This window comes from Klebsiella sp. V115_8 (assembly GCF_029967715.1).
Lineage (GTDB): Bacteria > Pseudomonadota > Gammaproteobacteria > Enterobacterales > Enterobacteriaceae > Klebsiella > Klebsiella quasipneumoniae.
This window is the reverse complement of record NZ_JASCAR010000042.1, coordinates 1-25,035: the sequence shown is the minus strand read 5'-3', so window position 1 is coordinate 25,035 and position 25,035 is coordinate 1. Positions and strand designations below refer to the sequence as shown.

The window sequence follows — 25,035 nt, the reverse complement described above, 5'->3', positions numbered from 1 at the left end:
TGGGCCTGGTTATCGATTGTTCTGCTGTTGCCCCGATGCCTGGTTGCGTTTAGACGCATCCGGTACCAGACGATAGAAGGTTTCGCCCGGGCGGGTCATGCTGAGTTCATTGCGCGCACGCTCCTCGATCGCTTCCTGACCGCCGTTGAGGTCGTCAATTTCGGCAAACAGCTGATCGTTGCGTGCTTTTAATTTGGCGTTAGTCGCCTGCTGGGCGGTGACGTCGTCGTTAACCCGCGTGTAGTCATGCAGGCCGTTTTTACCGAACCACAGCGAATACTGTAGCCAGACCAGCAAAGCTAATAATAGCAGCGTTAGTTTACCCATCCTGCCCCCTGAAAAACGGCATCATCATCCCAAAACTCGCCCGGGTACGCTACCGGGGCGCGCGGACGATGCCGCGTAACGCGGGGACTGTACCATATTTTTGCTGCTGATACCCATGCTTGATTCATACCAGAAACGGGTTATCCCAACAGCCAGAGGAAGAGGAGCGCAAACATCAGCCCGACAGTCAGGATGGTCGCGCTGGCGCTATAGAGCAGTTTGCCATTGAGCAGAGAGTGCAGCGCAATACCGACCACCACCGCCACCGGCATCAACGCAAGGAAGAATGGCCAGGTGTAGAGGAGGAAGAAAAGTGTATTACTGCCATAGAGAAGGAAGGGAATACCCAGCGCCAGCAGCCATGAAATAAAGCCCACGGCAGCGCCCGACAAAGACCAGGTGGTCTCGTCGCCGGTCGCCGGAGGCGGTTCTGAACGAATAATACTGAGGTTCTGGGTATTGCGCATATCGAATCCTGTAGACCGGGCAACCGGCACCCCTCGATGCCGCTGCCGTTTCAGGATCTGATAATATCGCTCTGTTGCAGCAGGTCTAATAGTTGGTGCACCAAATTTGTTACCAATTGTTCACCATCCAGATGAATTTCCGCCTTTTCCGGTGCCTCATAGACCGAGTCTATACCGGTGAAATTGCGTAATTCCCCTGCCCGCGCCTTCTTATACAATCCTTTCGGATCCCGCGCCTCGCAGATGGCCAGCGGGGTATCGACGAACACTTCGATAAAGCGTCCCTCCCCCAGGCGCTCGCGCACCATCTGTCGCTCCGCGCGGTGCGGAGATATAAATGCCGTCAATACAACCAGCCCGGCATCGACCATCAGCCTGGCCACTTCACCGACGCGGCGAATGTTCTCTTTGCGATCCTCATCACTGAATCCCAGGTCGCTGCACAAGCCATGACGTACGTTATCGCCGTCCAGCAGATAGGTGCTGACGCCGCGCTCATGCAAGGCTTCCTCCAGCGCCCCGGCGACGGTGGATTTACCCGACCCCGAAAGGCCGGTAAACCACAGCACCACGCCGCGATGGCCGTGATGATGTTCCCGCTGCTGCTGGGTCACAGGATGGGCATGCCAGACGACGTTTTCGTCATGCTGGGCCATTATTTGCCTCCCAGCAGGTCGCGGGCGTCCCAGTGCGGGAAGTGTTTGCGGATCAGCTGGTTCAGTTCCAGCTCGAAAGCGCTGTACTGCGATGCCGACGTCGGCGCCTGCAGGTGCGGCTCGTTGACCATCCCGGCGCCGACGGTGACGTTGGTCAGACGATCGATAAAGATAAGCCCGCCGGTCACCGGGTTTTGCTGATAGGGATCCAGCACTAGAGGTTCGTCAAAGGTCAGCTCCACCAGCCCGATGCCGTTCAGCGGCAGAGACTCGACTTCACGCTGGGTCAGGTTGTTAATATCCACCTGGTAACGGATAGCATCCACGCGGGCGCGGGTCTTCTTACCGGCGATTTTGATGTCGTAGCTCTGCCCCGGGGTCAACGCCTGCTCGGCCATCCACACCACGTCGATGCTGGCGCTTTGCACCGCCGGCAGCGTGGCTTGCGCGTCAACCAGCAGGTCGCCGCGGCTGATGTCGATTTCATCTTTCAGCACAATGGTAATGGCTTCCCCGGCGGCGGCTTCCTGCAGATCGCCGTCGAAGGTGACGATACGCGCCACGCTCGACTCGACGCCCGACGGCAGCACCTTCAGACGCTGGCCGACCTGCACGGTACCGGAGGCGACCGTACCGGAGAAGCCGCGGAAATCGAGGTTCGGACGGTTAACATACTGCACCGGGAAGCGCAGCGGTTGGCTCTCCACTACCCGTTGGATCTCCACCGTTTCGAGGACTTCCAGCAGAGTCGGGCCGCTGTACCACGGCATGTTCGCGCTCTGGCTGGCGACATTATCGCCCTCCAGCGCCGACAGCGGCACAAAGCGAATATCGAGGTTGCCCGGCAGCTGCTCGGCAAAAGTCAGGTAAGCTTCACGGATCTCGTTGAAGCGCGCTTCGCTAAACTCGACGAGATCCATTTTGTTGACCGCCACCACCAGGTGTTTAATGCCCAGCAGGGTGGAGATAAAGCTGTGACGGCGGGTCTGGTCGAGCACGCCTTTACGCGCGTCGATCAGCAGGATCGCCAGATCGCAGGTGGACGCGCCGGTGGCCATATTGCGGGTGTACTGCTCGTGCCCCGGGGTGTCGGCGATGATAAATTTGCGTTTTTCCGTCGAGAAGTAGCGATAGGCCACGTCAATGGTGATGCCCTGCTCGCGCTCGGCCTGCAGACCATCCACCAGCAGCGCCAGGTCCAGTTTTTCGCCCTGGGTGCCGTGACGCTTGCTGTCGTTGTGCAGCGAAGAGAGCTGATCTTCATAGATCTGGCGGGTATCGTGCAGCAGACGGCCAATCAGGGTGCTTTTACCGTCATCGACGCTGCCGCAGGTCAGAAAACGCAGCAGGCTCTTGTGCTGTTGCGCGTGCAGATAAGCTTCTACGCCGCCTTCATCGGCAATTTGTTGGGCAATGGTCGTGTTCATGGCGGCTCCTTAGAAATAACCCTGACGTTTCTTCAGCTCCATCGAGCCGGCCTGGTCGCGATCGATGACGCGCCCCTGACGTTCGCTGGTGGTGGATACCAGCATCTCTTCAATAATTTCCGGCAGCGTCTGCGCTTCAGACTCCACCGCGCCGGTCAGCGGCCAGCAGCCGAGGGTACGGAAACGCACCATCCGTTTTTCAATCACTTCGCCCGGCTGCAGATCGATACGGTCGTCGTCGATCATCATCAGCATGCCGTCGCGCTCCAGCACCGGGCGCTCAGCGGCCAGATACAGCGGCACGATTTCGATGTTTTCCAGATAGATGTACTGCCAGATATCCAGCTCGGTCCAGTTGGAGAGCGGGAAGACGCGGATGCTTTCGCCTTTGTTAATCTGGCCGTTGTAGTTGTGCCACAGCTCCGGACGCTGGTTTTTCGGGTCCCAGCGGTGGAAGCGGTCGCGGAAGGAGTAGATGCGTTCTTTAGCGCGGGATTTCTCCTCATCACGCCGCGCGCCGCCGAATGCGGCGTCAAAGCCGTATTTGTTCAGCGCCTGCTTCAGCCCTTCGGTTTTCATGATATCGGTATGCTTGGCGCTGCCGTGGACGAACGGGTTGATGCCCATCGCCACCCCTTCCGGGTTTTTATGCACCAGCAGCTCGCAGCCATAGGCTTTGGCGGTACGGTCGCGGAACTCATACATCTCACGGAATTTCCAGCCGGTATCGACGTGCAGCAGCGGGAACGGCAGGGTTCCCGGATAAAACGCTTTGCGCGCCAGATGCAGCATTACGCTGGAATCTTTCCCGATGGAGTACATCATCACCGGGTTAGAAAATTCGGCGGCCACCTCACGAATAATATGGATGCTTTCCGCCTCCAGTTGCCGCAGGTGAGTGAGTCGTTTTTGGTCCATAACCGTTCCTTAAGCCAGATTGACCACCGAAGAGTTAAACCCCTCGGCGGATGATGTATGTTGAAACCAGGCGAGCTGCTGATGCAGCTGCACCACTTCGCCGACCACCAGCAGGGCGGGCATCGGGGCGTCTTTCGCCAGGTGTTCGAGTTGTTGCAATGTGCCGGTTATCGTCTGCTGATCGTCACGGGTACCGCGGGAAATCACCGCTACCGGCGTATTGCTGTCGCGACCGTGGGCGATCAGCTGGGCGCTGATTTCCGCCGCCTTCATGGTGCCCATGTAAATGGCCAACGTCTGTTGGCTCTTCGCCAGCAGCGCCCAGTCGAAGGGAGCGCTGTCCGGCTTATAGTGCCCGGTGACAAAGACGGCGCTTTGCGCATAATCGCGATGGGTCAGTGGAATACCGGCGTAGGCCGTCGCGCCGGCGGCGGCAGTGACGCCAGGCACCACCTGGAACGGGATGCCCGCGGCGGCGGCAGCCTGCAGCTCTTCTGCGCCGCGGCCAAAAATAAACGGATCCCCGCCCTTCAGACGCACGACGGTTTTCCCCGCCTTCGCCGCCTCCACCAGCAGCTGATTGGTTTCATGCTGCGGCACCGAGTGCTCGCCGGCGCGCTTACCGACGCAAACCAGCTCGGCATCGCGGCGCACCAGTTCGAGAACCGGCTGGGTCACCAGATGGTCGTGGAAAACCACGTCCGCCTGCTGGATCGCCTGCAGGCCACGCAGGGTCAGCAGCCCGGCATCGCCCGGTCCGGCCCCCACCAGAATAATTTCACCTGTTTCGCGTTCAGGCTTATCCAGCTCATCCTGCAGCGCTTTTTCCGCCTCCGCAGCGTTGCCCGCCACCATCAGGCTGGCGAAGCGGCCGGTAAAGACCCGCTCCCAAAAGCGGCGACGCGCTTCGGTGGTCGTCAGACGGGTTTTCAGATGATTGCGCCAGTAGCTCGCCGATTCCGCCAGACGCCCGAGGTTCGTCGGCAGCAGCGCTTCGATTTTTTCGCGCAGAATACGCGACAGCACCGGCGCTTTCCCGCTGGAGGAGATCGCCACCAGCAGCGGCGAACGGTCGACGATAGAAGGGAAGACAAACGAGCAGAGCGCCTGGTTATCCACTACGTTGACCAGCCGGTAGCGCGCGTTAGCCGCCGCAAACACCCGCTGGTTAAGCGCCTCGTCCTCCGTGGCGGCAATCACCAGAAAGACATCATCCACCAGAGCGTCGCTAAATTCCGTCGCCCGCCAGCTAAGCGCCTGGCGCGCCGCCAGATCGGCCAGCGCCGGAGACAGCGTCCCGGCGACCACCTGCACCTGCGCCTGGGCGCGCAGCAGAAACTTGATCTTGCGTTCAGCAATCTCACCGCCGCCGATCACCAGCACGGGCCTTTGTTTCAGTTCGGCAAAAAGGGGCAAGTAATCCACGGGGTAACAACTCTCTTACAATCAGCGATACTGCGACTATAGGGTGCGCCTTAGAGCAAATGAAATTACGAAATGGAATGAGTTGTGACACAAAGGAATAACGCGGTGGAAATCTAAATATCAAAAAGTGCTTAACACGCTATTTTTCCGCTATTTAAGAGCAATTGAAATTGTTTAACCGCGGTCACAGTTTCATACTGTACGCGTCAAATTGTCTCGTTCGTGTAAGGACCCCTTATGTTTTCCGCGTTGTGCCGCCGTCTGCTTCCGCTGGCGCTCGGCACCGGTTTTGTTTTCGCCGCCGCCCCCGCATTCAGCGCGCTGGGCGACACCGCCAGTAGTCAGGCTCGCCATATCGCCACCGTCTTCCCGGGACGAATGACCGGAACGCCCCCGGAAATGCTCTCAGCTGACTATCTGCGCCAGCAGTTCGCCCGGATGGGCTATCAGAGCGACGTGCGGAGCTTCAATACCCGCTACATCTATACCGACAGCAACCAGCGTAAAAACTGGCATAACGCCACCGGCAGTACGGTGATCGCCGCCCATGAAGGCCAGTCTCGCCAGCAAATCATCATCATGGCGCACCTCGATACCTACGCGCCGCAGAGCGATAAAGACGTCGAAAACAACCTCGGCGGCCTGACGCTGCAGGGAATTGACGACAACGCGATGGGGCTCGGGGTGATGCTGGAGCTGGCGGAGCATTTAAAGAACGTCCCCACCCGCTATGGCATTCGCTTTATCGCCACCAGCGGCGAAGAGGAAGGTCGTCTCGGCGCGCAAAACCTGCTGCAGCGGATGAGCGAGGCGGAAAAGAAAAATACCCTGCTGGTGATCAATCTCGATAACCTGGTGGTGGGCGATAAGCTTTACTTCAACAGCGGCCGCCGCACGCCGGCCTCGGTGCGCAAGCTGACCCGCGATCGCGCGCTGGCTATCGCCCGCAGCAAAGGCATCGCCGCCTACACCAATCCGGGACTCAATCCGGCTTACCCGAAAGGCACCAGCTGCTGTAATGACGCCAGCGTCTTCGACAACGCGGGGATCCCGGTGCTGTCGGTCGAAGCGACCAACTGGTCATTAGGCAAGAAAGATGGCTATCAGCAGCGGAGCAAATCGCGCAGCTTCCCGCAGGGAATCAGCTGGCATGACGTTCAGCTGGATAATCAGCAATATATCGACAACGCGCTGCCGGGACGGATCGAGCATCGCGGGCGCGATGTCGTGAAAGTGATGCTGCCGCTGGTGAAAGAGCTGGCGAAGGTGGAGAAGAAAAGCTGACGGGTGCAAATGAACACGCGGTATCACCCGCGTGTTCTCTTTCACACCATTCCCTGAGGAAGCGCTAATCAACCCTCGTGCAATCCGCACTCGCGTTTAAGCCCGAAGAACCGGGTCTCTTCTTCTGCCATGCCCGGCTCCCATTTGCGGGTGGTGTGGGTATCGCCTACCGACAGATACCCCTGATCCCACAGCGGATGGTATTTCAGCCCATGCTTTTGCAGATACTGATACACCGTCCGGTTATCCCAGTCGATAATCGGCAACACCTTGAACACCTCGCGCTGGACCGCCAGCACCGGAAGCGTCGCCCGACTGCCCGACTGCTCGCGGCGCAGACCGGCAAACCACGTCTGCGCGTTCAGCTCTTTCAGCGCCCGGTTCATCGGTTCAACCTTGTTGATCTCATTGTATTTCTCAATGCCCTCAACGCCCTGCTCCCACAGCTTGCCGTAGCGCGCCTCCTGCCAGGCCGCGCTTTCGGCCGCGCGGTAGACCTTCAGGTTCAGCTTGAGCTTGTCCGTCAGTTCGTCAATAAACTGGTAGGTTTCCGGGAACAGGTAACCGGTATCGGTGAGGATCACCGGAATGTCCGGGCGGATTTGATTCACCAGGTGCAAACTCACCGCCGCCTGAATACCAAAGCTTGACGACAGCACATAGTCTCCCGGCAGGTTTTCCAGCGCCCAGGCCACACGCCCTTCGGCGTCGAGCTTTTCCAGTTGGGCGTTGGTTTCCGCGAGTGCCAGAATGCGTTCCACTTTCGGCAATGCATTAAGCGCGTTTAGATCGAGTACGGACATAAGAACCTCGTTTGCCTGTTTTGCCGGGCGGCACTGCGTTTGCCCGGCCTACGGGTTTTACAGGCCCGGATCGCTACGCGCCACCGGGCACCAGGATGTTACTCCCAGAAATCGCGGGCTGGATCGAGCACCGGGCGAATGATGCCCGCACGCACCGTAAAGTCGCCGAAGCCTTCACCCGCTTCGCGCTCTTTCGCCCAGCGCCCTACCAGTTGGTCTAGCGAGTCGAGAATTTCCGACTCGGTAATGTTCTCACGGTACATCCGCGGGATGCGGGTGCCGCTGCGGTTACCGCCGATGTGCAGGTTATAGCGGCCTGGCGCTTTCCCCACCAGCCCCACTTCCGCCAGCATCGCGCGGCCGCAGCCGTTCGGACAGCCGGTGACGCGGGTGACGATATGCTCATCGCTCACGCCATGCTTGCTCATCACCCCTTCCACCTTGTCGATAAACGACGGCAGGAAACGCTCGGCTTCCGCCATCGCCAGCGGGCAGGTCGGGAAGGAGACGCAGGCCATTGAGTTTTCGCGCTGCGGGGTGACGGCATTCATCAGACCATGATCCCGCGCCAGCTTCTCGATCCGCGCCTTCTGATCTTCCGGTACGCTGGCGACGATCAGGTTCTGATTGGCGGTGATGCGGAATTCGCCTTGATGGATCTTAGCAATCTCCAGCAGACCGGTTTTCAGCGGGCGCCCCGGATAATCCAGAATGCGGCCGTTTTCAATAAACAGCGTCAGGTGCCATTTATCATCAATCCCCTTCACCCAGCCGATGCGGTCGCCGCGGCCGGTGAATTCGTACGGGCGGATCGGCTCAAACTTAATGCCTGCCCGGCGCTCCACTTCCGCCTTAAAGGTTTCAACGCCAACGCGCTCAAGGGTGTACTTGGTTTTCGCATTCTTACGGTCGGTACGGTTACCCCAGTCGCGCTGGGTAGTCACGACCGCTTCCGCCACCGCCAGAGTATGCTCCAGCGGCAGATAACCGAATTCGCTCGCCGTGCGGGCGTAGGTTTTTTTGTTACCGTGTTCGATAGAAAGACCGCCGCCCACCAGCAGGTTAAAGCCCACCAGCTTGCCGTTTTCGGCGATCGCCACGAAGTTCATGTCGTTGGCGTGCAGATCGATATCGTTCTGCGGCGGGATCACCACCGTGGTTTTAAACTTACGCGGCAGATAGGTCTGACCGAGGATCGGCTCTTCGTCAGTGGTGGCGACCTTTTTCTGATCCAGCCAGATCTCGGCATAGGCGCGGGTGCGCGGCAGCAGATGCTCGGAGATCTTTTTCGCCCACTCGTAGGCCTCAGCGTGCAGCTGCGATTCGTACGGGTTGGAGGTGCACAGCACGTTACGGTTCATATCGTTGGCGGTGGCCAGCGCGTCCAGCCCCACCGAGTGCAGCATCTGATGCACCGGCTTGACGTTCTTTTTCAGAATACCGTGAAACTGGAAAGTCTGCCGGTTGGTCAGGCGAATACTGCCGTAAATGGTGTTCTCGGCGGCAAACTTATCGATCGCCTTCCACTGGGTGGTGGTGATCACCCCGCCCGGCAGACGGCAGCGCAGGAGCATCGCATGACGCGGCTCCAGCTTCTGAGCGGCGCGCTCCGCGCGGATATCGCGATCGTCCTGCTGGTACATACCGTGGAAACGGATCAGCAGGAAGTTATCGCCTTTAAAACCGCCGGTCAGACCGTCGTTTAAATCTTCCGCAATGGTGCCGCGCAGGTAGTTGCTCTCGAGCTTCATACGCTCGGCATCGGTCAGTTTACCTTCGACCACTAAAGGCCCCGGATGTTTTTCGCTCATTAGTAGACATCTCGCTGATAACGGCGCTCAACGCGCAGCTCACTTAAAAATTCGTCCGCCGCTTCGGCGTCCATCGCGCCGTATTCGGCAATCACTTCCAGTAAAGTCTGTTCCACGTCTTTCGCCATACGATTGGCGTCGCCGCAGACATAAATGTGGGCGCCATCATTGATCCAGCGCCACAGCTCGGCCCCCTGCTCACGCAGTTTGTCCTGCACATAGATTTTTTGTTGTTGATCGCGGGACCAGGCCAGATCGATACGGGTCAGCAGACCCTCTTTCACATAGCTCTGCCACTCCACCTGATAGAGGAAATCTTCGGTGAAGTGCGGGTTGCCGAAGAACAGCCAGTTCTTACCTGGCGCCCCGTCCGCTGCGCGCTGCTGCATGAAGGCGCGGAACGGCGCAATACCGGTGCCAGGGCCAATCATGATCACCGGCGTCTCCGGGTTAGCTGGCAGACGGAAGTTGTCGTTGTGCTCGATAAAGACGCGGACTTCGCCATCCTCTTCCACGCGGTCGGCGAGGAAGCTGGAGGCGCCGCCAGCCCGGGCGCGGCCTTCGATGTCATAGCGCACCACGCCCACGGTGACATGCACTTCGCTCTCCACTTCCGCCTGCGAGGAGGCAATAGAGTACAGACGCGGCGTCAGCGGGCGCAGCAGACCGATTAACGCCTCGGCGTCCAGCTGCGCGGGGGAGAAACGGACCATATCGACGATCGGCGTCGCGGCGGCATACTGCTGCAGTTGAGCTTTATCGCCCACCAGCGGCAGCAGCGATTCGCTGCGGGTCAGGGTGGCGTAGTTTTCGACGATAGTCGCGGTGTTAACCGTCAGCTCAAAATGCCACTGCAGGGCTTCCGCCAGCGGCAGGGTTTTGCCCTCGACGGTCACCGGCTCGTCGCCTTTCAGCCACAGCAGCTCCACCAGCTCTTTCACCAGCTGAGGATCGTTTTGATACCAGACGCCCAGGGCGTCGCCCGGCTGATAGCGCAGACCGGAATCACCGAGGTCAATTTCGATATGGCGTACATCTTTTTCTGAATCGCGGCCGGTGATTTTCTGGTTGACCGACAGGGTCGCCGTCAGCGGAGCCTCTTTGGTGTAGGGACTGGTGTGAATGTCGTTCACTGCGCCGCTGGCGGACAGCTGAGCGGGCGCGGCGACCGGCGCACGGGCCTTCAGCACCTCAACGACGCGCGCGCGCCATTCAGCGGCCGCGGCCTGATATTCAACGTCGGCGTCGACGCGATCGAGCAGGCGTTCCGCGCCAAGTTCGGCCAGCTTGCTGTCGAAATCTTTGCCGGACTGGCAGAAGAATTCATAAGAGGTATCGCCGAGGCCAAAGACGGCGAATGCGGTCCCGTCCAGCTTCGGCGCTTTCTTCGAGAACAGGAACTTATGCAATGCGACCGCTTCTTCCGGCGGCTCACCTTCCCCCTGGGTGGAGGTCACGACCACCAGCAGTTTTTCAGCAGCAATTTGTTTGAATTTATAATCGCCGGCATTCACCAGCTTCACGTTCAGCTTCGCCGCCAGCAGATCGTCGCGCAGCGCTTCGGCGACGCGGCGAGCGTTGCCGGTTTGCGAGGCGGAAATCAGCGTGATCGTCGGGACATCGGCGGCCGGGGCGGGAACGGCGGCTGCCGCGCCGGACTGCTGATTCAGCACGCCCCAGAAATAGCCAGACACCCAGGCGAGCTGAGTGGGCGTGAAGTCAGTGGTGGCCGCCTGAAGGCGCGCCAGTTGCTCCGGGTTGAGCGGCAGCAAGTTGGAAGGTGGGGCCTGTGTCGTCATGCGTCGTTTGTTCCAGTAAGCAAAGCTGTTATTCGCACCCTGTCAGCGCGACAAAAACAGAAGAGAATAGAAGGTTAACGGCGGGCATAGTAACAATTAAAGAAGGGATGGAAATAATAAATAACCAAATGGACTAACCTGTTTTAGTTGTAGTTATTAACAACAAAATCGATTAAATAACTATTTGAAATATCACAACTTAATTCATTTAACCCAGATAAATGTGTCGATTTTCTGTTCAGGGCCGTTTTAGTTAATGCGAAAAAATGTACTTTCCGGTACCCTACGGCGGTTTTTTTCGTCCTGTTGAGAGTCAATGATGTCCACCACGCTGTTTAAAGATTTCACCTTCGAAGCCGCCCACCACCTGCCGCACGTCCCGGAAGGACACAAATGCGGTCGCCTGCATGGCCACTCCTTTATGGTGCGTCTGGAGATAACCGGTGAAGTCGATCCCCATACCGGGTGGATCATGGATTTTGCCGAGCTGAAGGCCGCCTTCAAGCCGACCTACGATCGCCTGGACCACTATTATCTGAACGATATCCCCGGTCTGGAAAACCCTACCAGCGAAGTGCTGGCCAAATGGATCTGGGATGAGATGAAACCGCGGGTACCGCTGCTGAGCGCGGTGATGGTGAAAGAGACCTGCACCGCCGGCTGCGTCTATCGCGGCGAGTAAGCGAAAAAAAGCCCGGTCAGTACGCTGCCGGGCTTTTTTATCAGGCGATATTCAGATATTTATGCGTCTGCATGGACAGGCGCCAGTTACGGGCGATGCAGGTGTCGATACACAGGCGCGTCGCGTCTTCTTTCTGGCTGATTGGCTGCAGGGCGATGATCCGCGGTTTGTCATCGCTCAGCGTTTCCAGCAGCTCGTCCAGCGCTTCAATGTCGCGGACGCGCCCTACCGGATGTTTGATCTCATCCGCCCGCTGCAGGGCCTGAGACAGCACGTCATACCCGCCGCGCATATTCACCTTCGGCGATACCGTCACCCAGGTATGAGGCGTACAGCGAACTTCGTGAGTGCCGCTGGTTTCAATCTGGCAGCTAAAGCCGTTTTGCTCCAGCAGCGAGGTTAACGGCGTTAAATCATGAATGCAGGGCTCACCGCCGGTAATGACCACGTGGCGGGCAGTCCACCCCTGACGACCGATAATCGCCAGCAGATCTTCACTGCTTGCCGGCCCCCACTTATCGCTCTCTTTGGTTTTCGCCAGGATGCTGAACAACGACACTTCCCGATCGGCCAGTTTGTCCCAGGTATGCTTGGTGTCACACCACGCGCATCCTACCGGGCATCCCTGCAGACGAATAAAAATGGCAGGCACGCCGGTGAAGTAACCCTCGCCTTGCAGGGTCTGGAACATCTCGTTAATCGGGTACTGCATAGTCATCTCTGTTTAGGGTGATAAACGCTTATTATCGCAGATTTCACTGTCCAGGTCTTGTCCTGCGCTGCGATCGTTTTTTCCCTCACGGCGTCGCTTTCTCTCCCCGGAGGTTATTCATTGTTAATTAAAAGCATGCTTCTGTTTTCGTTTATTTCATTAGTGTGGTAAGGATTAAAATAAACGTCGCGCCATGCCACCGTAAAGAAAGATGTAACAGAAGATGTTTTTCGCGTTATAAACCAGAATATATTAAATGTCAGTATAAACACAAAAATATCTTTAAATACAGCAGTGTACAAACTGATACATGAAAGAGTGAATTATTTATCTGGTCTGAGAGTCGAATCCAATCCACCGCCGAAAATAAGCTTAAGCTCCTCTTAATAAAGCCCTGTTGCCCGCCATTTTTTATTTAATCGTCGTTTACTTTGTCCCTCCTAGAATCCCGCAGACCAACCATAATGAGATAGCGTTTATGACCACATTATTCATTACCGGCGTCACCGGTTTTCTGGGCGGCGCGGCGTTAGAGAAAATACTCCATCAGGATAGCCAGTTAGATCTGCTGCTGCTGGTGCGTGCCGACAGTCCCGACGCAGGCCTGGAGCGGGTCAAGGAGAACATGCGTAAGTTCAACATCGCCGAGGAGAAACTGGCGATGCTGCGCCCGCAGCAGATCCTGCTGGGCGATCTCGCCTCTCCGGAGCATTTTCTTAACGACCCGCGGCTTGAGCAAGTCACCCATGTCCTCAACTGCGCCGCTGTCGCCTCATTTGGCAGCAACCCGCTCATCTGGAAGGTTAACGTTGCGGGTACGCTGCGTCTGGCGCAACGGATGGCGCAGGTGGCGGGTCTGCAGCGTTTTCTTCACGTCGGCACCGCTATGTCCTGCTCACCGGAGCCGGATTCGCTGGTCGCCGAGAGCGCGGAGTTTCGGCAGCGCGCCGAGCATCTGGTGGAATATACCCACTCGAAATCGGCCATCGAGCAACTGATGCAGCAGCACTGCCCTACGCTACCGCTGGTCATTGCCCGCCCTTCTATTGTGGTGGGCCATACCCATCATGGCTGCCGGCCTTCCAGCAGTATTTTCTGGGTGTTCAGCATGGGGCTGATGCTGCAGAAATTTATGTGCGCGATGGAGGATCGGATCGATGTTATTCCGGTGGACTACTGCGCCGATGCCCTGCTGATGCTGCTTAACCAGCCGCTGGCCCGCGGCGAGGTGGTGCATATCTCTGCCGGCGAGGAGAACAGCGTGAAGTTTGCCGAAATCGACCGGGCGATGGCCCTGGCGCTGGAGCAGGCGCCGGTGGGAGACAAGTACGCCCAGGTGAGCTATGAAACGCTGGTCAAAATGCGTCGCGAACTGAAAGGAATTTTTGGGCCGTGCAATGAGCGACTGATGCTGAAAGCGATGCGCTTATATGGCGCGTTCGCCACGCTGAACGTGCGCTTTAGCAACGACAAGCTGCTGAGCATGGGGATGCCAAAACCGCCGCGCTTTACCGATTACATCGACCGCTGCGTGGAAACCACTCGCGGGCTGTCGATCCCTCAGCAAATGGCCGTCGACTTTAAATAATGGCCGCAGGCATAAAAAAAATGCCAGCCCGAAGGCTGGCATGCTTATTTCACAAAGACAGGATTAAGCCTGGCCTTTGATCTCTTTACGACCGTTGAACGGCGCTTGCTCACCCAGCGCTTCTTCGATACGAATCAGCTGGTTGTATTTAGCAACGCGGTCAGAACGGCTCATAGAACCGGTTTTGATCTGGCCTGCAGCGGTACCCACAGCCAGGTCGGCAATGGTCGCGTCTTCAGTTTCGCCAGAACGGTGAGAGATGACAGCGGTGTAGCCAGCGTCTTTCGCCATCTTGATAGCCGCCAGAGTTTCGGTCAGAGAACCGATCTGGTTGAATTTGATCAGGATGGAGTTAGCGATGCCTTTTTCGATGCCTTCTTTCAGGATCTTGGTGTTGGTTACGAACAGGTCGTCACCAACCAGCTGGATTTTGTCGCCCAGTACTTTGGTCTGGTAAGCGAAACCTTCCCAGTCAGATTCGTCCAGGCCATCTTCGATGGAGACGATCGGGTACTGTTTGGTCAGCTCTTCCAGGAAGTGAGTGAACTCTTCAGAGGTGAACGCTTTGTTGCCTTCGCCGGCCAGAACGTATTTACCGTCTTTGTAGAATTCAGACGCTGCGCAGTCCATCGCCAGGGTGATGTCTTTGCCCAGCTCGTAGCCTGCAGCTTTAACCGCTTCAGCGATAACAGCCAGCGCTTCGGCGTTGGAACCCAGGTTCGGCGCGTAGCCGCCTTCGTCACCAACGGCAGTGTTCATGCCTTTGGACTTCAGCACTTTCGCCAGGTGATGGAACACTTCAGAACCCATGCGTACTGCTTCTTTCAGGGTCGGCGCGCCAACCGGCTGAATCATGAATTCCTGGATGTCGACGTTGTTGTCAGCGTGCTCACCGCCGTTGATGATGTTCATCATCGGAACCGGCATGGAGTATTTGCCCGGAGTGCCGTTCAGTTCAGCGATGTGCGCGTACAGCGGCAGGCCTTTGGAGGCAGCTGCTGCTTTGGCGTTCGCCAGAGAAACGGCCAGGATTGCGTTCGCACCGAAGTTAGATTTGTTTTCAGTACCGTCCAGGTCGATCATGATCTTGTCGATGCCAGCCTGATCTTTGGCATCTTTGCCCAGGATTGCCTGAGCGATCGGGCCGTTTACCGCAGCAACAGCTTTGGTTACGCCTTTACCCAGGAAACGGGATTTGTCGCCATCGCGCAGTTCCAGCGCTTCGCGGGAACCAGTAGAAGCACCTGACGGAGCAGCTGCCATACCGACGAAACCACCTTCCAGGTGTACTTCGGCTTCAACAGTCGGGTTACCACGGGAGTCGATGATTTCACGACCGATGACTTTAACGATTTTGGACATTAGGTTTTCCTCAGTACAAGTTAAACTAAAACTCCAGACAAACAATGCACCCGGATGGGTGCATTGCCGTTCTAACTCTTTTTACTTCGCCTGGCGTTTCTGGTACTCGCTGGCGGCTTTCACAAAGCCGGCAAACAGCGGGTGTCCATCACGCGGCGTCGAAGTAAACTCCGGGTGGAACTGGCAGGCCACAAACCACGGATGGTTCGGCACTTCGATGATCTCGACCAACTGATCATCCCCGGAACGGCCCGCAACGCGCAGACCGGCAGCTTCAATCGGTTTCAACAACATGTTGTTGACTTCGTAGCGGTGACGATGGCGCTCGGTGATGGTCGGCTCGCCGTACAGCTGGCGTACCAGAGAATCATCATCCAGCTGGCACTGCTGCGCGCCCAGGCGCATGGTGCCGCCCAGATCGCTCTTCTCGGAGCGGACTTCGACGTTGCCATCTTCGTCACGCCATTCGGTAATCAGGGCCACAACCGGGTATTTACAGTCTGGCACAAATTCCGTCGAGTTGGCGTTTTCCATACCCGCTACGTTGCGCGCGAACTCAATCAGCGCAACCTGCATACCCAGGCAAATGCCCAGATAAGGAATATTGTTCTCACGCGCATAGCGCGCGGTGGCGATCTTACCTTCCACACCGCGGTAGCCGAAGCCGCCCGGGATAAGGATAGCATCTAAATCCTTGAGGATTTCGACGCCGCGCGTTTCCACATCCTGCGAATCGATCAGCTTGATGTTGACGGTAACGCGGTTTTTCAGACCACCGTGTTTCAGCGCTTCAATCACCGACTTGTAGGCATCCGGCAGTTCAATGTACTTACCGACCATACCGATGGTGACTTCGCCTGCCGGATTGGCTTCTTCATAGATTACCTGTTCCCATTCGGCCAGGTTTGCTTCCGGACAAGTTAAGCTGAATCGTTTACAAATATAATCGTCCAGCCCCTGAGATTTCAACAGGCCTGGAATTTTATAAATGGAATCGACGTCTTTCAGAGAAATAACAGCCTTTTCCGGAACGTTACAGAACAAAGCAATTTTCGCCCGTTCGTTGGCCGGAACAGCGCGATCGGAGCGGCAGATCAGGATGTCAGGCTGGATACCGATGGAGAGCAGCTCTTTCACGGAGTGCTGAGTCGGTTTGGTTTTGACTTCGCCCGCGGCGGCCATGTACGGCACCAGAGTCAGGTGCATAAACAGGGTATGCTCGCGGCCAATCTCTACCGCCATCTGACGAATGGCTTCGAGGAACGGCAGGGATTCGATATCGCCTACGGTACCGCCAATCTCCACCAGCACCACGTCATGGCCTTCGCCGCCCGCCAGCACACGCTCTTTGATAGCGTTGGTGATGTGCGGAATAACCTGAACGGTCGCGCCCAGGTAGTCGCCACGGCGCTCTTTGCGCAGCACGTCAGAGTAAATACGGCCGGTGGTGAAGTTGTTGCGGCGAGTCATCTTGGTACGGATGAAACGCTCGTAGTGGCCCAGGTCCAGATCGGTTTCTGCGCCGTCTTCAGTAACGAACACTTCCCCATGCTGGATTGGGCTCATGGTGCCCGGATCGACGTTGATATACGGATCCAGTTTCATGATGGTCACGTTGAGACCACGGGCTTCAAGAATGGCTGCCAGGGAGGCTGCGGCAATGCCTTTACCCAGAGAGGATACGACCCCGCCGGTCACAAAAATATAGTTCGTTGTCATGCTGAACCTGAGAAGTTAGGGTAAAACGATGGAATAACCAGGACGGGAAAGTAGTATACCCGAACATGCGTGACGCCACAAACTTTCATTCTTCCCCTCCCCTTCGTTCTTCAAGTTGCACCTGTGTTGCGACCCGAACAACTCGAAGAGGCAGGCTACATGGTGTTTCAACGACATAACGGAAAGAGAAAATAGACGCTTTTGGAGAAATGTTTTTGACGTAAATCAAGCGCTTGTTATTTATAAAATCACACAAATCGCGCTTGATCACGAAAACTCGTTAGAGATCAGTTTCCTGGCGTTTTACCTGTTGCCATACTTCTTCCATGGTATCGAGGTCGACGCCGGTCATTTCCAGGCCGCGGGCAGCGACAATGCGCTCGACTTCGCGGAAGCGGCGCTCGAATTTGAGGTTCGCCTTCTGCAGCGCCACCTCGGCTTTGACCCCTAAATGGCGGGATAAATTCACCGTGGCGAACAGCAGATCGCCCACTTCCTCTTCCAGTTTCGCTTCATCCACCACCGCCTGCTGCGCTTCATGCATCACTTCATCAATTTCTTCATGCACCTTGTCGAGCACCGGGCCCAGCGAGGTCCAGTCAAAACCGACCGCCGAGCAGCGACGCTGGATTTTATGCGCGCGCATCAGCGCCGGCAGGCTATGCGGAATGTCGTCCAGCGCTGAGTGCTGGGCTTTTTCCGCCCGCTCCGCGCTTTTGATCTGCTCCCAGCGGGCCAGGACTTCGCTGCTGTTTCCCGCAGTGGCATCAGCGAAGATATGGGGATGGCGGCGCTCCAGCTTGTCGCTGATGGCGGCGCAGATATCGTCAAAGTTAAAACGTCCCTCTTCCTGCGCCATCTGCGCATAGAACACCACCTGGAACAGCAGATCGCCCAGCTCACCGCGCAGGTCGTCAAAATCCTCTCGCGAAATGGCGTCCAGCACTTCATAGGTTTCTTCGAGGGTATAGGGGGCGATGGTGGCAAAGGTCTGCTCTTTATCCCACGGGCAGCCGTTTTCCGGGTCGCGCAGGCGGCGCATGATGCCGAGCAAGCGGTCGATTTGGGTCATGTGACAATCCTGGAAATGTAAAAAATAGTCGGCCGGATAAGGCGTTTCGACCTTATCCGACGTGGCGAAATTGCCGGATGGCGGCTTCGCCTTATCCGGCCTGGAGACGAATTAACCGCCGTGCAGACGGCGCGCGTCAATGACATCTGGCACCTGGTTCAGCTTACCGAGCACCCGGCCCAGCACCTGCAGGTTGTAAATCTCGATGGTCATATCGATGGTGGCCAGCTGCTGACGGGTATCGCTGCGGCTGGCAACGCCCAGCACGTTCACCTTCTCATTGGCGAGGATGGTGGTGATATCGCGCAGTAACCCGCTGCGATCGTTCGCCTCCACCCTGACCACCAGCGAATATCCGGCCGAGTAGCTTTCGCCCCATACCGCATCGACGATGCGCTCCGGGGCATGCGACTGCAGTTCAGCGAGCTGATCGCAGTCGGCGCGATGCACAGAAATCCCGCGCCCCTGGGTGATAAAGCCGACGATCTCATCGCCCGGGATCGGCTGGCAACAGCGGGCAATATGGTGCATCAGATTGCCAACCCCTTCCACCACCACCCGGCCATTGTCCTTGGTACGGTTCTGCGGAGCATAGGTTTTCTGCTGCAACTGCTTCAGCGCTGCCGCATCCTGCTCGGCGGCGCTCGGTTTATTGAACTGCGCCTGCAGGAAGTTAACCATCTGGTTGAGACGGATATCGCCGCCGCCGATGGCCGCCAGCAGTTCATCGAGCTCGTTGAAGTTGTAGCGCGGCAGCAGGTGCTTTTCCGCATCCTTCAGGCTGATGCCCAGATGCTCCAGCTCGTCGTCAAGGATCTGTCGGCCGGCAAGAATGTTCTTGTCGCGGTCCTGCTTACGGAACCAGGCGTGAATTTTGGAGCGTCCGCGGCTGGTGGTGACATAGCCGAGGTTAGGGTTGAGCCAGTCGCGGCTCGGGTTCGGCTGCTTCTGGGTAATGATTTCGATCTGATCGCCCATCTGCAGCTGATAGGTGAACGGCACGATGCGGCCGCCAATTTTGGCGCCGATGCAGCGATGACCGACGTCGCTGTGGATATGGTAGGCAAAATCGAGCGGCGTCGACCCCGCCGGCAGGTCCACCACGTCGCCTTTCGGCGTAAAGACATACACCCGGTCGTCAAAGACCTGGCTGCGCACTTCGTCGAGCATTTCGCCGGAGTCGGCCATCTCTTCCTGCCAGGCAATCAGCTTGCGCAGCCAGGCGATACGGTCCTCATAGCCGCGGCCGCCGCTGGTCCCCGCTCCCGCGCCCTCTTTGTACTTCCAGTGCGCGGCCACGCCCAGCTCGGCGTCTTCATGCATCTGCCGGGTGCGGATTTGAATCTCCACGGTCTTGCCGCTCGGCCCCAGCACCACGGTATGGATAGACTGGTAGCCGTTGGGTTTCGGGTTGGCCACGTAGTCATCGAACTCATCCGGCAGGTGACGGTAGTGGGTATGAACGATCCCCAGCGCGGCATAACAATCCTGCAACCGCTCGGCCACGATGCGCACCGCGCGTACGTCAAACAGCTCGTCAAAGGCGAGGTGTTTTTTCTGCATTTTGCGCCAGATGCTGTAGATATGCTTCGGCCGACCATAGACCTCGGCCTTGACCCCTTCGGCTTTCATTTCTGCCCGCAGGTGGCCGACGAACTCGTCGATATAATGCTCGCGGTCGATACGGCGTTCGTGGAGCAGTTTGGCAATGCGCTTGTACTCTGCCGGGTGCAGGTAGCGGAAGCAGTAATCTTCCAGCTCCCACTTCAGCTGGCCGATACCTAAGCGGTTAGCCAGGGGAGCATAGATATTGGTGCACTCTTTCGCCGCCAGCACCCGCTCATCTTCCGGCGCGTCCTTGACCTCGCGCAGATGCGCGATACGTTCGGCAAGCTTGATAACCACGCAGCGGAAATCGTCAACCATCGCCAGCAGCATGCGGCGAATGTTATCCACCTGCTCGGAAGATACCGAGTCGGTATGAGTGGCTTTCAGCTGACGGATGGCGGCCATGTCCCGTACCCCGTGAATCAGGGTCACGACCGATTTACCCACGCTTTCCTGCATGACCTCTTCGCTGACGACTTCGCCGTCGGCTAGCGGGAACAGCAGCGCCGCGCGCAGGGTATCGATATCCATACTCAGGGTGGAGAGGATCTCCACCATTTCGACGCCCCGCCACAGCAGCAGGTCCGCCAGCGGGTGTCCTTGCGTTTTTTCGCGACAATAATCCCAGGTTTCGGCTAAGCGCTCACACGACTGCTGGCTGGAAATCCCCAGACTCGCGATCCATTTCTTCGGGTCAAATTCACCAGCTTTATTAAGATGTGCACTTCTTACCGCAACCATTGTCCTCTCCTTAAGGGACCGGCCTGCCGAAGTCGGCAAGCCTCAACTTTCTACATGTCATCCTGCAGGTCGCGTCAGCATTGATGGCCGGGGCGGCTCTTCTGCGACGTTGTGAATGACCTTATGTAAGCCTGCGCTCAAACAACACCATTGATTCCAGATGACCGGTATGCGGGAACATATCCAGCATCGCCAGGCGTTGAATCTGATATCCAGCCTGCAACAGGGTTTCGCTGTCTCGCGCCAGCGTCGCCGGGTTGCAGGAAACATACACCACCCGCCGCGGCGCCAGTTTTATAATATGCGGCATCACGCCCGGCGCGCCGGCGCGGGCCGGGTCCAGCAGCACTTTATCAAAGCCATGCTTCGCCCAGGCCTGGCGGGTGACATCCTCTTCCAGATTTTCATGGAAGAAGGTGACATTTGATAAACCATTGAGGGCGGCGTTTTCCCGCCCCTTCTCCACCAGCGCCGGCACCCCTTCCACACCAACCACGTGGGCGGCGCGAGTCGCCAGCGGCAGGGTAAAATTGCCCATCCCGCAGAACAGATCCAGCACCCGGTCCTCCGGCTGCAGATCCAGCCACGCCAGCGCGGTACGCACCATCTGCTGATTCACGCCGTCGTTGACCTGGATAAAATCCCGCGGACTGAACACTAAGCGTAGTCCGTCTGAGGTATACCATGGCGCTTCGCCGTGAATATGTTCCAGTATCTCGCTTTGCGGCGCGAGGTACAGGGAAAGACCGTGAGTTTGCGAAAAACGTTCCAGTTTTTCCCTGTCAGCCGCCGGCAGCGCAGCGGTATGGCGCAGCACCATCAGTGGGCCGTTGTCCGCCAGCACCAGCTCGACGTGGCCAAGGTGGCGTAATGCGCTCAGCGCGCTTAAGCACTCGCGCACGGCGGGCAGCAGCGCCTCAAGTTGGGGCACCAAAACAGGGCACTGCACCACATCGACGATCGCTTTATCGCTGGCCTGACGAAAACCCATCTGCAATTGTTGGGTCTTTGGCTGATAATTCAAGCTTAAGCGCGCGCGCCGGCGATAGCCCCACGGCTCGCCGGCGATGATCTCATCCACCTCGCGCTTCATCAGGCGCGCCAGCGCGGCGCGTTTACTTTGCTGCTGAAGCGTGATGCTGGCATGCTGCTGTTGGCAGCCGCCGCAAACGCCAAAATGGGGGCAGCGCGGCGCCTGGCGCTGCGGGCTGTCGGTCAGACGGCGTTTCACCTGGGCGCGGGCGTACTGCTTTTTGTCTTCCACCAGCACCACCTCAGCCTGCTCCTGCGGCAGCACGCCGCCGATGAACAGCGCTTTCCCCTGGTGGCGGGCCACGCCCTGGCCAAAGGGATCGAGGTCGTTGACTGTAACGGTTATGATCTGGCGCGTCGTCACACGCCGTTTTGCAGAGTAGAATTGCGCCATCGTAGAGAGTTGTCTCAATCAAATAAAACGAGCTCGTTCAGAGCGGCAGCGCCGCGAGGCGCACCGACGCGCACCGAACGATGATGTCTATATTCTCCCATAATGGAACCGCATGACCAACTACAGCCTGCGTGCTCGCATGATGATTCTGATTCTGGCGCCAACCGTCCTGATAGGGCTGTTGCTCAGTGTTTTCTTTGTCGCTCACCGTTATAACGACCTGCAACGTCAGCTGGAGGACGCCGGCACCAGCATTATTGAGCCGCTGGCGGTCTCCAGCGAATATGGCATGAATCTGCAAAACCGCGAATCTATCGGCCAGTTGATCAGCGTTCTGCATCGTCGCCACTCGGAGATCGTGCGGGCCATCTCGGTGTACGATTCGCATAACCGCTTGTTTGTCACCTCCAATTACCAGCTCAACCCCAGCGACCTGCAGATCCCGAAAGGCGAAGCGTTTCCCCGTCGTCTCAGCGTCATCCGCGACGGCGACATGATGATCCTGCGCACGCCGATCGTCTCGGAAAGTTATTCGCCGGATGAATCCCCGGAATCCGATGCCAAAATGCCGGGCAATATGCTGGGCTACGTCGCGCTGGAGCTGGATCTCAAATCGGTGCGCCTCCAGCAGTACAAAGAGATTTTCATCTCCAGCGTGATGATGCTGTTCTGCATCGGCATCGCGCTGATCTTCGGCTGGCGCCTGATGCGCGACGTCACCGGCCCTATCCGCAATATGGTCAACACCGTCGACCGCATCCGCCGCGGACAGCTGGACAGCCGCGTCGAGGGCTTTATGCTCGGCGAACTGGATATGCTGAAAAACGGCATCAACTCGATGGCCATGTCGCTGGCGGCGTACCATGAGGAGATGCAGCACAACGTCGACCAGGCGACCTCCGATCTGCGGGAAACCCTTGAGCAGATGGAGATTCAGAACGTCGAACTGGACCTGGCGAAAAAGCGCGCCCAGGAGGCGGCGCGCATTAAGTCTGAATTCCTGGCCAATATGTCCCACGAACTGCGCACCCCGCTCAATGGGGTGATCGGCTTTACCCGTCTGACGTTGAAAACCGATCTCAACGCCACGCAGCGCGACCACCTGACCACCATCGAACGCTCGGCCAATAATCTGTTGGCGATCATCAACGACGTGCTCGACTTTTCCAAGCTGGAAGCCGGGAAGCTGATCCTGGAGAGCATTCCGTTCCTGCTGCGCACCTCGCTTGATGAGGTGGTCACTCTGCTGGCGCATTCCGCGCACGATAAAGGGCTGGAGCTGACGCTGAACATTAAGAACAACGTGCCGGATAACGTCATCGGCGACCCGCTGCGTCTGCAGCAGATTGTGACCAACCTCGTAGGCAACGCCATCAAATTTACCGAGCACGGTAATATCGATGTGCTGGTGGAGCAGCGGGCCATCAGTAATTCGCGGGTGCAGATCGAAATTCAGATCCACGATACCGGCATCGGCATCCCCGAGCGCGACCAGTCCCGGCTGTTCCAGGCCTTCCGTCAGGCCGATGCCAGTATTTCACGCCGCCACGGCGGCACCGGGCTCGGGCTGGTGATCACCCAGCGTCTGGTTAAGGAGATGGGCGGCGATATCTCGTTCCACAGTCAGCCAAACCGCGGCTCCACCTTCTGGTTCCATATCAGCCTCGATCTCAACCCGAACGCCATCCCGGATACGCTGAATACCGACGGGCTGGCGGGCAAGCGTCTGGCCTATGTGGAAGCCAACGCGACGGCGGCGCAGTGCACGCTGGAGATGCTGGCCGCCACGCCGCTGGAGGTGATTTACAGCCCCACCTTCTCTGCGCTGGCGGAAGCCCAGTACGACATTCTGCTGGTCGGTATTCCGGTCTCAATGCGCGATTTGTCGCCGCACCGGGAAAAATTAGCCAAAGCCTGCGCGATGTCAGATAACGTACTGCTGGCTCTGCCATGTCATGCCCAGGTCAGCGCCGAAGCCCTGAAGCGCGATGGCATCGCCGCCTGTCTGTTGAAACCGCTCACCACCACCCGTCTGCTGCCAGCGCTGGTGGCCACCCATCATGCGACGGCCTCCGCGCCGTTGACCCAGGCCGACAGCCATAAGCTGCCGATGACCGTGATGGCCGTCGACGACAACCCGGCAAACCTGAAGCTCATTGGCGCCCTGCTGGATGACCTTGTGCAGCAGGTGATCCTCTGCGACAGCGGCCAGCAGGCGGTGGACAAGGCCAAGCAACTGCAGATGGATCTGATCCTGATGGATATTCAGATGCCGGATATGGACGGCATCCGCGCCTGTGAGCTTATCCATCATTTGCCGCATCACCAGCAAACGCCGGTTATCGCCGTCACCGCGCACGCCCTGGAGGGCCAGCGCGAGAAGCTACTGAGCGCCGGCATGAACGACTATCTGGCGAAGCCGATCGAAGAAGAGAAACTGCACGCCCTGCTGCTGCGCTATCAGCCTGGAGTACACAGCATCGCCCCGGCGGCGATACCACCCGCAGAGCCGGTCATCGACCATAACCAGACGCTCGACTGGCAGCTGGCGCTGCGTCAGGCGGCGATGAAGCCGGACCTGGCGAGGGAGATGCTGCAGATGCTGATCGCTTTTATGCCGGAGGTGCGTAACAAAGTGGAAGAGCAACTGGTCGGCGAGCAGCCGGAAGGGCTGGTGGATCTGATCCACAAACTGCACGGCAGCTGCAGCTACAGCGGCGTGCCGCGGCTGAAAAAGCTCTGCCACACTCTGGAGAGCCAGCTGCGCGCAGGCACCGCCGCCGAGGATCTGGAGCCGGAGCTGCTTGAGCTGTTGGATGAGATGGATAACGTGGCGCGCGAAGCCTGCCGGATGGGGGGCTAAAACCACAGGGCTTCCCGGCCTGCACCCGGCTCGCCAGGCATCGCGCCGCCGGGCAAGGAGAGCGGACACGGAGCCGCTTTTATGCCGGGCGGCGGCGACGCCTTGCCCGGCCTACGGTTCCTGCACCCGGCTCGCCAGGCATCGCGCCGCCGGGCAAGAAGAGCGGACACGGAACCGCTTTTATGCCGGGCGGCGGCGACGCCTTGCCCGGCCTACGGTTCCTTCACCCGGCTCGCCAGGCATCGCGCCGCCGGGCAAGGAGAGCGGGCACGGAGCCGCTTTTATGCCGGGCGGCGGCGACGCCTTGCCCGGCCTACGGTTCCTGCACCCGGCTCGCCAGGCATC

General features: G+C 58.2%; 19 protein-coding genes. 4 read left to right on the top strand and 15 right to left on the bottom strand.

Annotated elements, in window-relative coordinates; all coding sequences use genetic code 11:
* Positions 1–9: 9 nt before the first annotated feature.
* The 6 genes from ftsB to cysG form a co-directional block, all read right to left on the bottom strand.
* Positions 10–327, bottom strand: coding sequence for a cell division protein FtsB (ftsB, locus tag QLG03_RS19185; protein WP_002915156.1), 318 nt, complete (start codon positions 325–327; stop codon positions 10–12).
* A gap of 140 nt (positions 328–467) precedes the next feature.
* Positions 468–794, bottom strand: coding sequence for a DUF3561 family protein (locus QLG03_RS19180; RefSeq protein ID WP_004205590.1), 327 nt, complete (start codon positions 792–794; stop codon positions 468–470).
* A 50-nt stretch (positions 795–844) separates the two neighbouring features.
* Complete coding sequence (gene cysC, locus QLG03_RS19175; protein WP_255988657.1) at positions 845–1,450, bottom strand: adenylyl-sulfate kinase; 606 nt, start codon at positions 1,448–1,450, stop codon at positions 845–847.
* Positions 1,450–2,877: a sulfate adenylyltransferase subunit CysN gene (gene cysN / locus QLG03_RS19170; protein WP_241516404.1), complete on the bottom strand. Its 1,428-nt coding sequence runs from the start codon at positions 2,875–2,877 to the stop codon at positions 1,450–1,452. Before cysN ends, cysC begins: the two co-directional genes overlap by 1 nt.
* Before the next feature lie 9 nt (positions 2,878–2,886).
* Positions 2,887–3,795 (bottom strand): sulfate adenylyltransferase subunit CysD, encoded by a 909-nt coding sequence (gene cysD, locus QLG03_RS19165; RefSeq protein ID WP_002915160.1) that lies wholly within the window; start codon positions 3,793–3,795, stop codon positions 2,887–2,889.
* Between the two features lie 9 nt (positions 3,796–3,804).
* Positions 3,805–5,211: a siroheme synthase CysG gene (gene cysG / locus QLG03_RS19160; protein ID WP_072096587.1), complete on the bottom strand. Its 1,407-nt coding sequence runs from the start codon at positions 5,209–5,211 to the stop codon at positions 3,805–3,807.
* Positions 5,212–5,457: 246 nt separating this feature from the next.
* Between cysG and QLG03_RS19155 the strand changes: the two genes are divergently transcribed.
* Positions 5,458–6,504, top strand: a complete 1,047-nt coding sequence (locus QLG03_RS19155; protein WP_023290823.1) for an aminopeptidase — start codon at positions 5,458–5,460, stop codon at positions 6,502–6,504.
* Positions 6,505–6,572: 68 nt separating this feature from the next.
* Here the strand turns inward: QLG03_RS19155 and cysH are convergent, their stop codons facing one another.
* The 3 genes from cysH to cysJ form a co-directional block, all read right to left on the bottom strand.
* Positions 6,573–7,307, bottom strand: coding sequence for a phosphoadenosine phosphosulfate reductase (gene cysH, locus QLG03_RS19150; protein WP_255988664.1), 735 nt, complete (start codon positions 7,305–7,307; stop codon positions 6,573–6,575).
* Between the two features lie 98 nt (positions 7,308–7,405).
* Positions 7,406–9,118 (bottom strand): assimilatory sulfite reductase (NADPH) hemoprotein subunit, encoded by a 1,713-nt coding sequence (gene cysI, locus QLG03_RS19145; RefSeq protein ID WP_004205585.1) that lies wholly within the window; start codon positions 9,116–9,118, stop codon positions 7,406–7,408.
* The gene (gene cysJ, locus QLG03_RS19140; RefSeq protein ID WP_255988667.1) at positions 9,118–10,917 is read right to left on the bottom strand and encodes an NADPH-dependent assimilatory sulfite reductase flavoprotein subunit; all 1,800 of its coding nucleotides are present in this window, start codon (positions 10,915–10,917) and stop codon (positions 9,118–9,120) included. Before cysJ ends, cysI begins: the two co-directional genes overlap by 1 nt.
* 316 nt (positions 10,918–11,233) lie before the next feature.
* Here cysJ and queD point away from each other — a divergent pair, with 316 nt between their 5' ends.
* Positions 11,234–11,599 carry a 6-carboxytetrahydropterin synthase QueD gene (queD, locus tag QLG03_RS19135; RefSeq protein ID WP_004174641.1) on the top strand — a complete coding sequence of 122 codons (366 nt, stop codon included), beginning with the start codon at positions 11,234–11,236 and terminating at the stop codon, positions 11,597–11,599.
* A gap of 40 nt (positions 11,600–11,639) precedes the next feature.
* Here the strand turns inward: queD and queE are convergent, their stop codons facing one another.
* Positions 11,640–12,311, bottom strand: coding sequence for a 7-carboxy-7-deazaguanine synthase QueE (gene queE / locus QLG03_RS19130; protein WP_023290825.1), 672 nt, complete (start codon positions 12,309–12,311; stop codon positions 11,640–11,642).
* Between the two features lie 478 nt (positions 12,312–12,789).
* Here queE and QLG03_RS19125 point away from each other — a divergent pair, with 478 nt between their 5' ends.
* A complete protein-coding gene (locus tag QLG03_RS19125; RefSeq protein WP_023290826.1) occupies positions 12,790–13,899 on the top strand; it encodes an SDR family oxidoreductase in 1,110 nt (369 codons plus the stop codon).
* Between the two features lie 63 nt (positions 13,900–13,962).
* On the opposite strand, the gene eno is transcribed toward QLG03_RS19125, so the two are convergent.
* The 5 genes from eno to rlmD form a co-directional block, all read right to left on the bottom strand.
* Positions 13,963–15,261: a phosphopyruvate hydratase gene (gene eno, locus QLG03_RS19120; RefSeq protein ID WP_002915213.1), complete on the bottom strand. Its 1,299-nt coding sequence runs from the start codon at positions 15,259–15,261 to the stop codon at positions 13,963–13,965.
* 81 nt (positions 15,262–15,342) lie between these two features.
* Positions 15,343–16,980, bottom strand: coding sequence for a glutamine hydrolyzing CTP synthase (pyrG, locus tag QLG03_RS19115; protein ID WP_023290827.1), 1,638 nt, complete (start codon positions 16,978–16,980; stop codon positions 15,343–15,345).
* 280 nt (positions 16,981–17,260) lie between these two features.
* Positions 17,261–18,052, bottom strand: a complete 792-nt coding sequence (gene mazG, locus QLG03_RS19110; RefSeq protein ID WP_032453910.1) for a nucleoside triphosphate pyrophosphohydrolase — start codon at positions 18,050–18,052, stop codon at positions 17,261–17,263.
* A gap of 111 nt (positions 18,053–18,163) precedes the next feature.
* A complete protein-coding gene (relA, locus tag QLG03_RS19105) occupies positions 18,164–20,401 on the bottom strand; it encodes a GTP diphosphokinase (RefSeq protein WP_023290829.1) in 2,238 nt (745 codons plus the stop codon).
* Between the two features lie 121 nt (positions 20,402–20,522).
* Positions 20,523–21,827: a 23S rRNA (uracil(1939)-C(5))-methyltransferase RlmD gene (gene rlmD, locus QLG03_RS19100; protein WP_048335138.1), complete on the bottom strand. Its 1,305-nt coding sequence runs from the start codon at positions 21,825–21,827 to the stop codon at positions 20,523–20,525.
* A gap of 112 nt (positions 21,828–21,939) precedes the next feature.
* Here rlmD and barA point away from each other — a divergent pair, with 112 nt between their 5' ends.
* Positions 21,940–24,690: a two-component sensor histidine kinase BarA gene (barA, locus tag QLG03_RS19095; RefSeq protein ID WP_023290831.1), complete on the top strand. Its 2,751-nt coding sequence runs from the start codon at positions 21,940–21,942 to the stop codon at positions 24,688–24,690.
* Positions 24,691–25,035: the final 345 nt, after the last annotated feature.

Bases quoted from the DNA above. Each gene is read 5' to 3' on its own strand.
- cysN (WP_241516404.1), bottom strand. From the start codon at position 2,877: ATGAACACGACCATTGCCCAACAAATTGCCGATGAAGGCGGCGTAGAA.
- cysI (WP_004205585.1), bottom strand. From the start codon at position 9,118: ATGAGCGAAAAACATCCGGGGCCTTTAGTGGTCGAAGGTAAACTGACC.
- barA (WP_023290831.1), top strand. From the start codon at position 21,940: ATGACCAACTACAGCCTGCGTGCTCGCATGATGATTCTGATTCTGGCG.
- cysD (WP_002915160.1), bottom strand. From the start codon at position 3,795: ATGGACCAAAAACGACTCACTCACCTGCGGCAACTGGAGGCGGAAAGC.
- queD (WP_004174641.1), top strand. From the start codon at position 11,234: ATGATGTCCACCACGCTGTTTAAAGATTTCACCTTCGAAGCCGCCCAC.
- mazG (WP_032453910.1), bottom strand. From the start codon at position 18,052: ATGACCCAAATCGACCGCTTGCTCGGCATCATGCGCCGCCTGCGCGAC.
- QLG03_RS19155 (WP_023290823.1), top strand. From the start codon at position 5,458: ATGTTTTCCGCGTTGTGCCGCCGTCTGCTTCCGCTGGCGCTCGGCACC.
- cysJ (WP_255988667.1), bottom strand. From the start codon at position 10,917: ATGACGACACAGGCCCCACCTTCCAACTTGCTGCCGCTCAACCCGGAG.
- QLG03_RS19125 (WP_023290826.1), top strand. From the start codon at position 12,790: ATGACCACATTATTCATTACCGGCGTCACCGGTTTTCTGGGCGGCGCG.
- ftsB (WP_002915156.1), bottom strand. From the start codon at position 327: ATGGGTAAACTAACGCTGCTATTATTAGCTTTGCTGGTCTGGCTACAG.
- cysH (WP_255988664.1), bottom strand. From the start codon at position 7,307: ATGTCCGTACTCGATCTAAACGCGCTTAATGCATTGCCGAAAGTGGAA.
- relA (WP_023290829.1), bottom strand. From the start codon at position 20,401: ATGGTTGCGGTAAGAAGTGCACATCTTAATAAAGCTGGTGAATTTGAC.
- queE (WP_023290825.1), bottom strand. From the start codon at position 12,311: ATGCAGTACCCGATTAACGAGATGTTCCAGACCCTGCAAGGCGAGGGT.
- rlmD (WP_048335138.1), bottom strand. From the start codon at position 21,827: ATGGCGCAATTCTACTCTGCAAAACGGCGTGTGACGACGCGCCAGATC.
- cysC (WP_255988657.1), bottom strand. From the start codon at position 1,450: ATGGCCCAGCATGACGAAAACGTCGTCTGGCATGCCCATCCTGTGACC.
- QLG03_RS19180 (WP_004205590.1), bottom strand. From the start codon at position 794: ATGCGCAATACCCAGAACCTCAGTATTATTCGTTCAGAACCGCCTCCG.
- pyrG (WP_023290827.1), bottom strand. From the start codon at position 16,980: ATGACAACGAACTATATTTTTGTGACCGGCGGGGTCGTATCCTCTCTG.
- eno (WP_002915213.1), bottom strand. From the start codon at position 15,261: ATGTCCAAAATCGTTAAAGTCATCGGTCGTGAAATCATCGACTCCCGT.